The organism is Vreelandella sp. F11, assembly GCF_042466685.1.
GTDB lineage: Bacteria > Pseudomonadota > Gammaproteobacteria > Pseudomonadales > Halomonadaceae > Vreelandella.
On the sequence record NZ_CP170448.1, the window covers coordinates 42,496 to 56,288 of the forward strand.

Genomic DNA, 13,793 nt, shown 5'->3' on the forward strand with positions numbered 1-13,793 from the left:
GCACCATAATGTTGTTCTATTTTCTTGAAGGACGACACCCATGGTGCGTGAGTCACACTCATCCCCCCGATCCGCCAGCGATGCAGCCGCCCAGTTGGGAGAAGTGGCGTACCTAACGGTTACGGCCGTCAATAACATCGGCGCGTTTTTGCAGTGGGGGCAGCCAAAAGATGTGTTGCTACCGTTTAGCGAGCAGCATTTTCGCCCTGATCCCGGTAAACGTGTTCTGGTTATGCTGTACAGCGACGACCAGGGGCGGCCAGTGGCGTCGATGAAGCTGGATCGTTTTTTGACCGATGACGCCTGGGCCATGGAAAAGGGCGACGAAGTCGCCGTAGTGGTGGCGGAGCGAACTGACCTGGGGATGAAGGTGGTGGTGAATCACCGCTACTGGGGGCTAATTTACCAGGACGACGTCACTCAGCCATTGCGCCGTGGCCAATCCGTTAAAGGCTATGTGAAGCAGCGTCGTGAAGATGGCCGCCTCAATATCTCGCTGCTACCGCCAGGCGCTGCGCGTTTAGATGTAGTCGGTGACAAAATTATGCAGGCGCTACGTGAAAGCGGCGGCTATTTGGCACTCGGGGATAAAAGCCCTGCCCATGAAGTTAAAGCACGCTTAGGGGTGAGTAAAAGTGCTTATAAACAAGCCATTGGGCGGCTTTATAAGCAGCAGTTAATCACTCTGGAGCCTAATGCTATTCGCATAGTGCCTGGCGCGCTCGGCGAGTAGTTAGCTGGGGCAGTTGGAGCCTAGCGGGCAGTACGGCATACTGGGCCTCTATTGTTCATGTTTGGATAGTGCCCCGATGAGCCAATCAAATCTGCATCTCGGCGTTGTGATGGATCCCATCAGCGACATCGCTTACAAGAAAGACACCACCATGGCTATGCTATGGGCCGCCCAGGAGCGCGGTTACACACTGCACTATATGGAGCAGGAAGATCTTTTCTTGAATGCAGGGCAAGCCTACGCGCGTATGCGGCCGCTAACGGTGCATCGCGATCCGAGCCACTGGTACGATCTAGGTGAGCCCTCGGCACGTCCACTGGTTGAACTGGATGTCGTATTGATGCGTAAAGACCCGCCCGTCGATGCGGATTTTACTAACGCTGTACATTTATTAGGTTTTGCTGAGCGCGAAGGTGTGCTGGTGGTGAACCCCACGGCAGCGCTATTGCAGTGTAATGAGAAGCTGTTTGCCCAGCAGTTCCCCCAGTGCTGTGCACCGACGCTGGTCGCCAGCCGTGATGATGTGCTGCGCGCTTTCCATGCGGAGCATGGCGATGTCATCTTTAAACCGCTGGACGGTATGGGCGGCACCGGTATTTTTCACATTGGCCCTGAAGGCCGCAATATCGGCGCGGTGATTGAGCAACTGACCTTGCGTGGCCAGCGGCAAATTATGGCGCAGCGCTACCTGCCAGAAATTAATGATGGCGACACGCGTATTCTGTTGGTCGATGGCGAACCCGTTCCCTTTGGGCTAGCGCGGATACCTTCAGCGGGGGAGACCCGAGGCAATTTAGCCGCTGGAGGGCGAGGTGTGAGTCGTGAGCTTACGGATCGTGACCGCTGGTTAATCCAGCAAGTACAGCCAATGATTCGTGAAAAAGGCTTAATGTTTGTCGGCCTCGACGTGATCGGTGACTATATTACAGAAATCAACGTCACCAGCCCCACCTGCGTGCGTGAAATTGATGATCAGCGCGGCACCAACATCGCCGGTTTACTGCTTGATGCCATTGAACGCCGCTTAGCCTAGGCACGGCTTCACTCTTATAATGACACTTATTACGCTATGTCTGCTGAGATGCCAGCAGGCAGTGGGAGACGCATGCAAAGTTTGAAACATCACTTTCTGATGGCCATGCCACACTTAGAAGATCCTAATTTTGCCGGTAGCCTGATCTATCTTTGCGATCATGATAACAACGGCTGCATGGGGGTGATTACTAATCGGCCGTTGGAGATCACCCTTGAGGCGCTGTTTGATCAGTTGGAATTAGGCGGTGAAACAAGTCCACACCGTAATGCGCCAGTTTATTACGGCGGGCCGATGCATAAAGATCGTGGCTTTATTCTGCATGTCGGCGATAGCCAGCAGTGGGACTCGAGTATTCAGGTCGAGGACGGCATTGCGTTGACGACTTCGCTGGATATTCTGCAGGCGTTCGCTGCCGGTGAGGGGCCTGAGCACTTTTTAGTCTGCTTAGGCTGCGCAGGCTGGGAAGTGGGGCAGTTGGAAGAGGAACTGAAGGAGAACAGCTGGTTAACCGTAGAAGCTGAGAGCAGCGTGCTCTTCAATACTCCGCCCGTTGAGCGCTTAACTGCGGCGGCTGGTTTACTGGGTATTGATCTTAACCTAATGACCCGAGACGCGGGGCACGCCTGATGGCCGAAGCGGGGCAGCGCTTAATCCTCGCCTTTGACTACGGCACCCGACGTATCGGTGTAGCGGTGGGCAATGAGTTACTACGCAGCGCACGCGAACTCACTCCACTGACGGCGCGGGATGGAATTCCCGACTGGAGTGTCGTGTCGCGGCTACTCAGCGAGTGGCAGCCGGACTTGTTAGTGGTAGGACTGCCGCTGAATATGGACGGTAGCGAGTCAGATATGAGTATCCGCGCGCGCAAGTTTGGTAATCGTCTGCATGGTCGTTTTGGCAAACCGTTTGAAATGGTTGACGAGCGGGGCACCACGCGGGAGGCGAAAATGATTGCTCGCGAGGCGGGCCATAAAGGCAACTACCGGCAGGATAGTGTCGATGGTATTGCGGCTATTCTTATTCTTGAAGGCTGGTTTGCCCACCAGGAAGGCCTACCTGGCGGGCGTTTGTCCCTATAACCTCTATCTTAAAATTCTCTTCTTAAGCTCTTGAGCTTTAACGATCCAGCGTGCCCGTTTGGCTTGGCACGTACCAACGCACAGGTCGCATATCTTGCTCAATCAGCTCATCAACATTGAGCAACGTTGCGAAAATTGCCATTCGCACGGGGATACCGTTATCGGTTTGGCGGAAAATCGCCAGTCGTGGGTCGCCGTTAAGGTCGACGTTTAAGTCATTGGCGCCGGGGCGGCTATCCCTGGGCAGCGGGTGCATCACAATCGTGCTTTGACTGCAGCGGTGGTCGAGAAAATCACGATTGACCATAAAGTCATCGGACAACCCCTGGAAGCTCTCATTCATCTCGTCGGTAAAGCGCTCTTTCTGAATGCGCGTGGTGTAGACCACATCTAAATCGGCAAAGTCGCTGGCCAGTGATTCGCGTTGCTCAATGCGATGGCCCCGAGACGCCACCAGGTCAATCAGCTTGGAAGGCATCTCAAGACCTGGCGGAGATACCAGGGTAATTCGCAGCGGGTCATAGAGTGATAAAAGCTTAATCAGGGAATGCACGGTACGGCCGTACTTCAAGTCGCCGGTGAGTAAGATATGTGCACCGCTCAGCGATTTACCCAGGCGTTGAAACTCTTTATCAATCGTATACAGGTCGAGCAGCGCCTGGCTGGGGTGCTCCCCAGGCCCGTCGCCGCCATTAATCACCGGTACATTGGTTGCCGCGGCAAATTCAGCCACCGAGCCTTGGTCAGGGTGGCGCATGACAATAGCATCGCAGTAACCGCTCATCACACGACTTGTGTCGTATAGCGACTCCCCCTTAGCCATAGAAGAGAACGTAAAGCCTGTGGTGTCGCACACGCTGCCCCCTAATCGGCAAAAGGCAGCATTGAAGCTTACTCGCGTCCGGGTACTGGCTTCAAAAAACAGATTACCGAGTACGGCTCCTTCTAATACTCGTGTTACCTGGCGTCGCTGAGCAATCGGCTCCATACGCGCAGCCACGCGCAGCAAGTGGTCTACGCTTTCGCGGTTTAATGAGTCGACAGTTAGCAAGTGATGGCTCATAGCGATCCTCGGCACAGTGGTGAAAAGAGCAGTAGATAACGCTAGTGTAACCGCCAATCAGGCTGGTGCCGAAGCGGTTTCATTCCGCCAAGGGAGGTAATTTGTAATTTTTCTACAAAACCGCTTGCCAACCCATCTTTGAGCCCGTAAAGTACGCATCCGCTGCCGGGGACGCCAAGCGTTACCAGCGGTGTATAAGGTGTAAAAGCCTTGGTTAGTCAACGAGTTAGCGGTTTTGGATGTGGTCAGGTTTGCATCGAAAACAACGCCCTTGACAACCGCCAGGAAATGCGTAGAATACGCCTTCCTCGCTGAGGCAAGCCAGTTCAACGGCAGCCCGGTTGCTTTCACAGCAATCTTGCAGCGAAACAGCTCTTTAACAATTTGATCAGGTAATTCATGTGGGCGCTTGCTGATGTTGGTGGCAAATCACCAAATATCAAGGCAGGCGAACACAGCGATACTTTTCGGAGTATCACAGTGAATTCGTTTGAACCTTGAGCCAAGTTTGATTCGCTTTTGTTGCTTTCGAGCGACAAGTAAGGATCACAATGATTTTAAACTGAAGAGTTTGATCATGGCTCAGATTGAACGCTGGCGGCAGGCCTAACACATGCAAGTCGAGCGGTAACAGGGGTAGCTTGCTACCCGCTGACGAGCGGCGGACGGGTGAGTAATGCATAGGAATCTGCCCGGTAGTGGGGGATAACCTGGGGAAACCCAGGCTAATACCGCATACGTCCTACGGGAGAAAGGGGGCTCCGGCTCCCGCTATTGGATGAGCCTATGTCGGATTAGCTAGTTGGTGAGGTAAAGGCTCACCAAGGCAACGATCCGTAGCTGGTCTGAGAGGATGATCAGCCACATCGGGACTGAGACACGGCCCGAACTCCTACGGGAGGCAGCAGTGGGGAATATTGGACAATGGGGGCAACCCTGATCCAGCCATGCCGCGTGTGTGAAGAAGGCCCTCGGGTTGTAAAGCACTTTCAGCGAGGAAGAACGCCTATCGGTTAATACCCGGTAGGAAAGACATCACTCGCAGAAGAAGCACCGGCTAACTCCGTGCCAGCAGCCGCGGTAATACGGAGGGTGCAAGCGTTAATCGGAATTACTGGGCGTAAAGCGCGCGTAGGTGGCTTGATAAGCCGGTTGTGAAAGCCCCGGGCTCAACCTGGGAACGGCATCCGGAACTGTCAGGCTAGAGTGCAGGAGAGGAAGGTAGAATTCCCGGTGTAGCGGTGAAATGCGTAGAGATCGGGAGGAATACCAGTGGCGAAGGCGGCCTTCTGGACTGACACTGACACTGAGGTGCGAAAGCGTGGGTAGCAAACAGGATTAGATACCCTGGTAGTCCACGCCGTAAACGATGTCGACCAGCCGTTGGGTGCCTAGAGCACTTTGTGGCGAAGTTAACGCGATAAGTCGACCGCCTGGGGAGTACGGCCGCAAGGTTAAAACTCAAATGAATTGACGGGGGCCCGCACAAGCGGTGGAGCATGTGGTTTAATTCGATGCAACGCGAAGAACCTTACCTACCCTTGACATCTACAGAAGCCGGAAGAGATTCTGGTGTGCCTTCGGGAACTGTAAGACAGGTGCTGCATGGCTGTCGTCAGCTCGTGTTGTGAAATGTTGGGTTAAGTCCCGTAACGAGCGCAACCCTTGTCCTTATTTGCCAGCACGTAATGGTGGGAACTCTAAGGAGACTGCCGGTGACAAACCGGAGGAAGGTGGGGACGACGTCAAGTCATCATGGCCCTTACGGGTAGGGCTACACACGTGCTACAATGGCCGGTACAAAGGGCTGCGAGCTCGCGAGAGTCAGCGAATCCCTTAAAGCCGGTCTCAGTCCGGATCGGAGTCTGCAACTCGACTCCGTGAAGTCGGAATCGCTAGTAATCGTGAATCAGAATGTCACGGTGAATACGTTCCCGGGCCTTGTACACACCGCCCGTCACACCATGGGAGTGGACTGCACCAGAAGTGGTTAGCCTAACGCAAGAGGGCGATCACCACGGTGTGGTTCATGACTGGGGTGAAGTCGTAACAAGGTAGCCGTAGGGGAACCTGCGGCTGGATCACCTCCTTAAACGATGCGTCACAGTTAGTAAGCGTCCACAATGAATTACCTGATCAGATATAGAGCAAACGGTTTAAGCACGATCCCCTCTTGGGTCTGTAGCTCAGTTGGTTAGAGCGCACCCCTGATAAGGGTGAGGTCGGCAGTTCAAGTCTGCCCAGACCCACCAAATTTTATCTACCGCTGCGTTATTTTATGACTCGCATAGCAGGCTATGCGTCGCCATAAAATGCCTTGCGCTAAATAAAATTGGCCAGAGGTGAGCGTGACTAAGAGTGACTCGATGGGGCCATAGCTCAGCTGGGAGAGCGCCTGCCTTGCACGCAGGAGGTCAGCGGTTCGATCCCGCTTGGCTCCACCATTACGTTACTACCCTGTTAAATCCCATACCGTTTGTGAATGTTTCGTGACCACTGATAAGTCGCTGTGCTGTAACTGTTGTTTTAGTTCTCACACGCCGCTTTATCACTGTTCATTGAACAGCTGCTCTTTAACAATGTATATCATGCTGACAAGAACACACCGTAAGGTGTGCTTCTTAAATTGTGATACGTCTCAAGCGTATCCGGCAAAATGAAACGTTATCATTGCGAAAATCCAGACTCCTTCGGGTTATAGGGTCAAGCAATGAAGCGCACACGGTGGATGCCTAGGCAGCCAGAGGCGATGAAAGACGTGGTAGCCTGCGATAAGGTTCGGTGAGGTGGCAACAACCTGTGACCCGGACATCTCTGAATGGGGAAACCCACTCATCATAAGATGAGTATCGTGCCCTGAATACATAGGGGTACGAGGCGAACCAGGGGAACTGAAACATCTAAGTACCCTGAGGAAAAGAAATCAACCGAGATTCCCCTAGTAGCGGCGAGCGAACGGGGACCAGCCCTTAAGCATGAGACTGATTAGGCGAACAGATTGGGAAGTCTGGCCGTAGCGGGTGATAGCCCCGTAGTCGAAAATCTGATCATGTGAAATCGAGTAGGTCGGGGCACGAGAAACCTTGACTGAAGACGGGGGGACCATCCTCCAAGGCTAAATACTCCTGGCTGACCGATAGTGAACCAGTACCGTGAGGGAAAGGCGAAAAGAACCCCGGAGAGGGGAGTGAAATAGATCCTGAAACCGTGTGCGTACAAGCAGTAGGAGCCCACTAGTTGGGTGACTGCGTACCTTTTGTATAATGGGTCAGCGACTTATATTCAGTGGCGAGGTTAACCGTATAGGGGAGCCGTAGGGAAACCGAGTCTTAACTGGGCGACACAGTCGCTGGATATAGACCCGAAACCGAGCGATCTATCCATGAGCAGGGTGAAGGTTGAGTAACATCAACTGGAGGCCCGAACCAGGATCTGTTGAAAAAGATTTGGATGACTTGTGGATCGGAGTGAAAGGCTAATCAAGCTCGGAGATAGCTGGTTCTCCTCGAAAGCTATTTAGGTAGCGCCTCACGTAGTACCGCCGGGGGTAGAGCACTGTTTCGGCTAGGGGGTCATCCCGACTTACCAACCCGAGGCAAACTCCGAATACCGGTGAGTAACGCGTGGGAGACACACGGCGGGTGCTAACGTCCGTCGTGAAAAGGGAAACAACCCAGACCGTCAGCTAAGGTCCCGAAATCCTGGTTAAGTGGGAAACGATGTGGGAAGGCTCAGACAGCTAGGAGGTTGGCTTAGAAGCAGCCATCCTTTAAAGAAAGCGTAATAGCTCACTAGTCGAGTCGGCCTGCGCGGAAGATGTAACGGGGCTAAACCAGGTACCGAAGCTACGGGTTCACGCTTAGGTGTGAGCGGTAGAGGAGCGTCGTGTAAGCCGATGAAGGTGGATTGAGAAGTCTGCTGGAGGTATCACGAGTGCGAATGCTGACATGAGTAACGATAAAGGGAGTGAAAAACTCCCTCGCCGGAAGACCAAGGGTTTCTGTTCGACGCTAATCGGAGCAGAGTGAGTCGGCCCCTAAGGCGAGGCCGAAAGGCGTAGTCGATGGGAAACGGGTCAATATTCCCGTACCGGACATGGTTGCGATGGGGGGACGAAGAAGGCTAGGTGAGCCAGGCGTTGGTAGTCCTGGTGAAAGTGAGTAGGCTGGGATCTTAGGTAAATCCGGGATCCTTTCAGGCCGAGACACGAGATGAACTGACCACGGTCAGGAAGTCACTGATGCCACGCTTCCAGGAAAAGCCTCTAAGCTTCAGATCATGTGCGACCGTACCCCAAACCGACACAGGTGGTCAGGGTGAGAATCCCAAGGCGCTTGAGAGAACTCGGGTGAAGGAACTAGGCAAAATGGTGCCGTAACTTCGGGAGAAGGCACGCCGGCGTAGGGTGAAGAGACTTGCTCTCCTAGCCCGAACCGGTCGAAGATACCAGGTGGCTGCAACTGTTTATTAAAAACACAGCACTCTGCTAACGCGCAAGCGGACGTATAGGGTGTGACGCCTGCCCGGTGCCGGAAGGTTAAATGATGGTGTTAGCCGTAAGGCGAAGCTCTTGATTGAAGCCCCGGTAAACGGCGGCCGTAACTATAACGGTCCTAAGGTAGCGAAATTCCTTGTCGGGTAAGTTCCGACCTGCACGAATGGCGTAATGATGGCCACGCTGTCTCCACCCGAGACTCAGTGAAATTGAAATCGCCGTGAAGATGCGGTGTACCCGCGGCTAGACGGAAAGACCCCGTGAACCTTTACTATAGCTTCACACTGGACGCTGATGTTGCCTGTGTAGGATAGCTGGGAGGCTTTGAAACTCGGACGCCAGTTCGGGCGGAGCCAACCTTGAAATACCAGCCTGGCATCATTGGCGTTCTCACTCAGGTCCGTTATCCGGATCGAGGACAGTGTGTGGTGGGTAGTTTGACTGGGGCGGTCTCCTCCTAAAGAGTAACGGAGGAGCACGAAGGTACCCTCAGCACGGTCGGACATCGTGCATTGAGTGCAAGAGCATAAGGGTGCTTGACTGCGAGACAGACACGTCGAGCAGGTGCGAAAGCAGGTTCTAGTGATCCGGTGGTTCTGTATGGAAGGGCCATCGCTCAACGGATAAAAGGTACTCCGGGGATAACAGGCTGATACCGCCCAAGAGTTCACATCGACGGCGGTGTTTGGCACCTCGATGTCGGCTCATCACATCCTGGGGCTGAAGTCGGTCCCAAGGGTATGGCTGTTCGCCATTTAAAGTGGTACGCGAGCTGGGTTTAGAACGTCGTGAGACAGTTCGGTCCCTATCTGCCGTGGGCGTTGGATGTTTGAGAAGGGCTGCTCCTAGTACGAGAGGACCGGAGTGGACGACCCTCTGGTGTTCCGGTTGTCACGCCAGTGGCATTGCCGGGTAGCTATGGTCGGACGGGATAACCGCTGAAAGCATCTAAGCGGGAAGCCCCCTTCAAGATGAGACATCCCTGAGGCCTAGAGCCTCCTGAAGGGCCCAGCGAGACCAGCTGGTTGATAGGCACGGTGTGGAAGCGCTGCAAGGCGTTGAGCTAACGTGTACTAATGGCCCGTGAGGCTTGACCCTATAACACCCAAGGGGTCTGGTCGTGATGATAACGTAGAGGTTGAGAGATCAACAGAACGCCGGATACGCAGCGTGTGGCCTGACTCACATGAGCAGGCGGCAGGCAATGAGACGATCACAAACAGCATGATGTACATTAACAGTTACGCCTGACGACCATAGCACGCGTGAACCACCTGATCCCTTGCCGAACTCAGAAGTGAAACCGCTTAGCGCCGATGGTAGTGTGGGGTCTCCCCATGCGAGAGTAGGTCATCGTCAGGCACTTATTATGAAAAATCCCCCAGGGCTTGCGCCTTGGGGGATTTTTTTTTTGCATGGTCGTGAGGGGTGAATGGTGAGGAGTGAGGAGTAAATGGTGAGCAGTAAAGGGTAAGTCGTGAATCGTGAGTAGAAAACGTTGGTGAATGGCTATCTCCCGAATATCCTGTTCCGCCTCACACCTCACACCTCACACCTCACACCTCACACCTCACACCTCACACCTCACACCTCACACCTCACACCTCACACCTCACACCTCACACCTCACGCCTCACGCCTCACGCCTCACGCCTCACACTAACGTGCGGTTTTCCGGTGTTTTATGTCAGAATGCTCTCCTTAAGGAGAAATGCCCATGACACAGATGCGCTGGGAGCAGCTACTTTCCCCACGTCGTCTTCACGACCAACGCTCAACAAGCACCCGCGAAATCGGCCGTAGTCCGTTTCATAAGGATCACGACCGAATTGTTTTCTCCGGCTCGTTTAGGCGCCTTGGTCGCAAAACCCAGGTGCATCCGCTGACCGAAAACGATCATATCCATACGCGCTTAACTCACTCGCTAGAGGTTGGCTGTGTAGGCCGCTCTCTAGGGATGATTGTGGGTGAGCTGCTGCATGATCGTTTGCCTGAATGGATCACCCCCGCGGATCTTGGCGTCATTATACAAACGGCATGCCTTGGCCATGACATTGGCAATCCCCCTTTTGGTCATGCCGGCGAGTATGCTATTCGTGATTGGTTTCAGCGAGCTCAAAGCAGCGGCCTGTTAGAAGGTCTTTCAGACGCTGAGCGCGAGGATCTGCTGACCTATGAAGGTAACGCCCAAGGCTTTCGGGTAATTACCCAGATCGAATATAACCAGTTTAATGGCGGCATGCGGCTATCAGCGGCCACGCTGGGGGCGCTGCTTAAATATCCTTGGACCGTTCGCTACAGCGGGCGCGCAGGCAAGTTTGGCGCCTACCAGTCAGAGCAGGCGCTGCTCAAAGAGGTCGCTCAGGCGGTAGGCTTATTACCACAGGGCGAACAGCGCTGGTGTCGCCACCCGCTGGCCTGGCTGGTCGAAGCTGCCGATGATATCTGTTACGCGCTATTGGATCTGGAAGACGGTTTGGAGATGGGCATCCTGCGTTATGAAGAGGTCGTCGAAATACTTCGCCAAATTGCTGGCGAGTTTCCGCCCGAGTATGCCGATATGCAGGCCCGTAACGTGTCCCAGCGTCGCCGTATTGCACTGCTACGAGGCGCGGCCATGGAGCGTGCGGTTAATGACGTAGGCGCGGTGTTCGTGCAGCATGAGCAGGCTCTGCTGAGTGGCACGCTCAGTGATGACCTCTTAGAGCTGTGTCACCCTGATTTGGGGTGGGGCGTTCAGGCGGCGAAGCAGTTGGCTCGAGAGCGCATTTTTCAGAATGAGCGTAAGGCAAAGCTGGAGATAGGCGCTTATACGACGCTGGGTATTCTGTTGGAAGCCTTTATTGGCGCTGCGCACGAGCTTCATCATACAGGGCATTCATCGTTTAAACACCAGCGTGTATTGGCCCTGATAGGAGAAAACACGCCCCTGCCATCTTGGCCGCTCTACGATAGCTATCGACGAATGCTGGACTTTATCGGTGGTATGACAGACCACTACGCGGTGGATTTAGCCCAGGAGATGGGCGGCCGTTTGCGCGGTGATTGAGTACTGCTTAATTAAACCGAAGGTTGGCTCAAGTGCTTTAACTCCATCAACTGAGCGCGCTCAAGCAGCACATTAATGATCTTGTCGTGGGTGGCGTCACTGAGAGGGCCTGGCGTTAGCTCTGTTATCTGTTTTGCAAGAGTATCACCGCTAACCACCAGAATGTCCGGGGCGGCTTCGCTGTTATCTATTTTCCAACCCGGCAGCACCAATACGCCTCGTACGGGTACGGGCACACCGCAGCGACGTTCAAGCCAGTGAGTTAGCCAGCTAACTCCTTGACGCGTTTTATGCAGTGGTCGGCGCTCTTGCCAGTGTGGAAAGCGCAAGCGTTCGCGCTCCACCGCCACTGTGTTGAGCTCATTGCCATCGGTGCCAATGGCAAGTGTCCTTGCCCGTGTCTCGACCACAAATACGCCATGGGGTGTTACGACAACGTGATCAATCGTGAAGCTATCGGTGGGCACATCGTGAAATACGTAGTAAGGGTGGGCGTCCGGGCGAACCAAGCGCTCGAGTTCCTGACCAACGGCGAGTTCGCAGGCTAAGCCTAATTTTAAGCGCCGGATACGCTGATAGTCGCGTACCAACAGTAATGAAAACGCCAGCACAAGTAAGGTGCTGAGCAGGCCATACAGCGCCCATTCGACCCAGTCTTGCCGCTCTACAAACAGCATACGCCCCATCCCGTAAACAAGCGGGGCGAGGCTGATAATGGGCCCTAATGCGCCATTTAAAAATAGGCTGGAAAACGCTTTGTCAAGACGCTGCCGCAGGGCTTGGCCCGGTTCGTGAAGGGGAGCGTTGAAAGGGGAGTGAACGCGAGCATCATGCAGGCTGCGCAGCGCAAGGACAATACTGGCCATTGCTGCCATGGGGAATAGGAAGATCAGGGGTAGCACGTATTCCAGCCAAGCCATTGCAGTGCCTTGCTCTATAGAGACTTATCTAATGGTAAGCCCTGACGATAAGTCATAGTGGTGTAGAGGCCTAACCTCCAGCGAGTTTAACCTGGTAACCCAGATCGCTTAATGCTTGACGCAAGGTGTCGCGATGATCGCCTTGAATTTCAATAACACCCTCTTTAACGGCTCCGCCAGTTCCACAACGCTTTTTAAGCGTTTTTGCCAAGGTTTTAAGCTCTTCGCTAGGCAGTGGAATGCCACTAATGGTCGTTACGCCTTTGCCTTTACGGCCACTCGTTTCGCGGCGAATCCGTACCACGCCATCCAGTGCCGCTAGACGCTGCTGCTCACTCAAATCATCGCAGTGGCAGGCATCAAGTGGTTCCCGGCAGGTAGGGCAGGTCTTGCCATGTTCGGTGGAGTAAACCAGCCCACCGAGCTGATCTCGTAAAGAGGCCATCATCCTCCTCCCATTGAGTGTTGAGGCACAGGGGTTTGCCAGTACTCACGCGTGAGTCGCTCCACCACAGCGGGCAGTTGATACATATTACTGATCATAATAGCGTTTTCAGGCGTTGTTTCAGCATCTGGGAAACGGTTTAAGTGGATCACCGTCATCCCCGCTTGAAGCGCTGCGCGAACACCTACCAAGGCATCGTCTATGGCAATGCAGTCATGCGCTGAATAGCCCATGATACTCGCTGCGTATAAATGTAGACAGGGCTCGGGCTTCCAGCAATTGGCGGTATAACCACTGAAAAAACGTTTGCCGAAGTAGCGGCTAAGCCCTGTCGCTTCTAACGCCGTGTGAATTTTACTTTCAGGCCCATTAGAAACCACCGCACTGGGGTACGCCGATAAGGTATCCAGCGCTTCTTGGGCGCCAGGTATGGTCGTCAGCTCCTGGGCAAGTCGGCTGGCTAGATTGGCCCGCATAGAGGCTTCCATGCGGTCAAGTTGTTCAGGGTCAACCTCACCAAAGCGTTTTTGCAGTTCAGCAACGATGCGCCGAAAGCGCGCTCCGCGAAACTCGCCAAGATAATCACTAGACGCGAAAGGCAGGCCTACTGAATTAAGACCGCTAGCCATCTCTTCGGCCAGAAGCGGTTCGCTATCGACAAGAGTGCCATCACAATCAAACAGCAAAAGTGGGAGCGGCATTATGGTTCCTTGCAGCGACTTATGCACTGCCAGTGTTAGTTGAAGCCATCCATACTGCTATTGAACGGGATTTTACGTCATTTGTGAACACTGTTTTGTTATTTTTTGCTTGCCTGAGCGCGACTCTTGAGCCAGCTTAAACGGCTACGCTGATTTTAGTGGACTGTTTTATGCCATCCCGCATCGGGAAACGCTGTTGCGTTAGCGTTGGAAATGGCTAAGCTGCGCTAAAGAGATAGCAGGGATACACTATCTTGTCATAACCACAA

Annotated in this window: 9 protein-coding genes, 2 tRNA genes and 3 rRNA genes; 10 read left to right on the top strand and 4 right to left on the bottom strand. The window is 53.9% G+C overall.

All coding sequences use genetic code 11. The features are described 5' to 3' along the window. Nucleotides 1–40 precede the first annotated feature (40 nt). The 4 genes from ACFIOZ_RS00190 to ruvX all read left to right on the top strand — a co-directional run bounded on the left by ACFIOZ_RS00190 (nucleotide 41) and on the right by ruvX (nucleotide 2,851). The gene (locus ACFIOZ_RS00190; protein WP_386081433.1) at nucleotides 41–733 is read left to right on the top strand and encodes a S1 RNA-binding domain-containing protein; all 693 of its coding nucleotides are present in this window, start codon (nucleotides 41–43) and stop codon (nucleotides 731–733) included. Between the two features lie 76 nt (nucleotides 734–809). Beyond that, on the top strand, nucleotides 810–1,766 hold the full coding sequence (gene gshB, locus ACFIOZ_RS00195) for a glutathione synthase (RefSeq protein WP_386081434.1): 957 nt from the start codon (nucleotides 810–812) through the stop codon (nucleotides 1,764–1,766). Nucleotides 1,767–1,838: 72 nt separating this feature from the next. Then, nucleotides 1,839–2,396, top strand: a complete 558-nt coding sequence (locus tag ACFIOZ_RS00200; RefSeq protein WP_022520996.1) for a YqgE/AlgH family protein — start codon at nucleotides 1,839–1,841, stop codon at nucleotides 2,394–2,396. After that, nucleotides 2,396–2,851, top strand: coding sequence for a Holliday junction resolvase RuvX (ruvX, locus tag ACFIOZ_RS00205; RefSeq protein ID WP_386081437.1), 456 nt, complete (start codon nucleotides 2,396–2,398; stop codon nucleotides 2,849–2,851). Before ACFIOZ_RS00200 ends, ruvX begins: the two co-directional genes overlap by 1 nt. 37 nt (nucleotides 2,852–2,888) lie before the next feature. Here the strand turns inward: ruvX and ACFIOZ_RS00210 are convergent, their stop codons facing one another. Beyond that, entirely contained in the window at nucleotides 2,889–3,914 is a 1,026-nt protein-coding gene (locus ACFIOZ_RS00210) for an aspartate carbamoyltransferase (protein ID WP_386081439.1), read from the bottom strand. 559 nt (nucleotides 3,915–4,473) lie between these two features. Here ACFIOZ_RS00210 and ACFIOZ_RS00215 point away from each other — a divergent pair. From ACFIOZ_RS00215 to ACFIOZ_RS00240, 6 genes are all read left to right on the top strand, one after another. Next, nucleotides 4,474–6,006, top strand: a 16S ribosomal RNA gene (locus ACFIOZ_RS00215). A gap of 83 nt (nucleotides 6,007–6,089) precedes the next feature. Continuing rightward, nucleotides 6,090–6,166 (top strand) — tRNA-Ile (locus ACFIOZ_RS00220). Nucleotides 6,167–6,282: 116 nt separating this feature from the next. Further along, nucleotides 6,283–6,358: transfer RNA gene (locus ACFIOZ_RS00225), tRNA-Ala, on the top strand. Between the two features lie 257 nt (nucleotides 6,359–6,615). Then, nucleotides 6,616–9,507 (top strand): 23S ribosomal RNA (locus tag ACFIOZ_RS00230). Nucleotides 9,508–9,655: 148 nt separating this feature from the next. Further along, nucleotides 9,656–9,771: ribosomal RNA gene (rrf, locus tag ACFIOZ_RS00235) — 5S ribosomal RNA — on the top strand. The 16S, 23S and 5S rRNA genes sit together here with 2 tRNA genes alongside, the layout of an rRNA operon. A 355-nt stretch (nucleotides 9,772–10,126) precedes the next feature. Next, nucleotides 10,127–11,458, top strand: a complete 1,332-nt coding sequence (locus tag ACFIOZ_RS00240) for a deoxyguanosinetriphosphate triphosphohydrolase (protein WP_386081441.1) — start codon at nucleotides 10,127–10,129, stop codon at nucleotides 11,456–11,458. A gap of 11 nt (nucleotides 11,459–11,469) precedes the next feature. On the opposite strand, the gene ACFIOZ_RS00245 is transcribed toward ACFIOZ_RS00240, so the two are convergent. The 3 genes from ACFIOZ_RS00245 to ACFIOZ_RS00255 all read right to left on the bottom strand — a co-directional run bounded on the left by ACFIOZ_RS00245 (nucleotide 11,470) and on the right by ACFIOZ_RS00255 (nucleotide 13,524). Further along, nucleotides 11,470–12,378 carry a nuclease-related domain-containing protein gene (locus ACFIOZ_RS00245; RefSeq protein ID WP_386081443.1) on the bottom strand — a complete coding sequence of 303 codons (909 nt, stop codon included), beginning with the start codon at nucleotides 12,376–12,378 and terminating at the stop codon, nucleotides 11,470–11,472. A 70-nt stretch (nucleotides 12,379–12,448) separates the two neighbouring features. Beyond that, nucleotides 12,449–12,823, bottom strand: coding sequence for a translation initiation factor Sui1 (locus tag ACFIOZ_RS00250; RefSeq protein ID WP_386081444.1), 375 nt, complete (start codon nucleotides 12,821–12,823; stop codon nucleotides 12,449–12,451). Continuing rightward, on the bottom strand, nucleotides 12,823–13,524 hold the full coding sequence (locus ACFIOZ_RS00255) for an HAD family hydrolase (RefSeq protein ID WP_386081447.1): 702 nt from the start codon (nucleotides 13,522–13,524) through the stop codon (nucleotides 12,823–12,825). The genes ACFIOZ_RS00250 and ACFIOZ_RS00255 overlap by 1 nt, the downstream gene beginning before the upstream one ends. Nucleotides 13,525–13,793 lie beyond the last annotated feature (269 nt).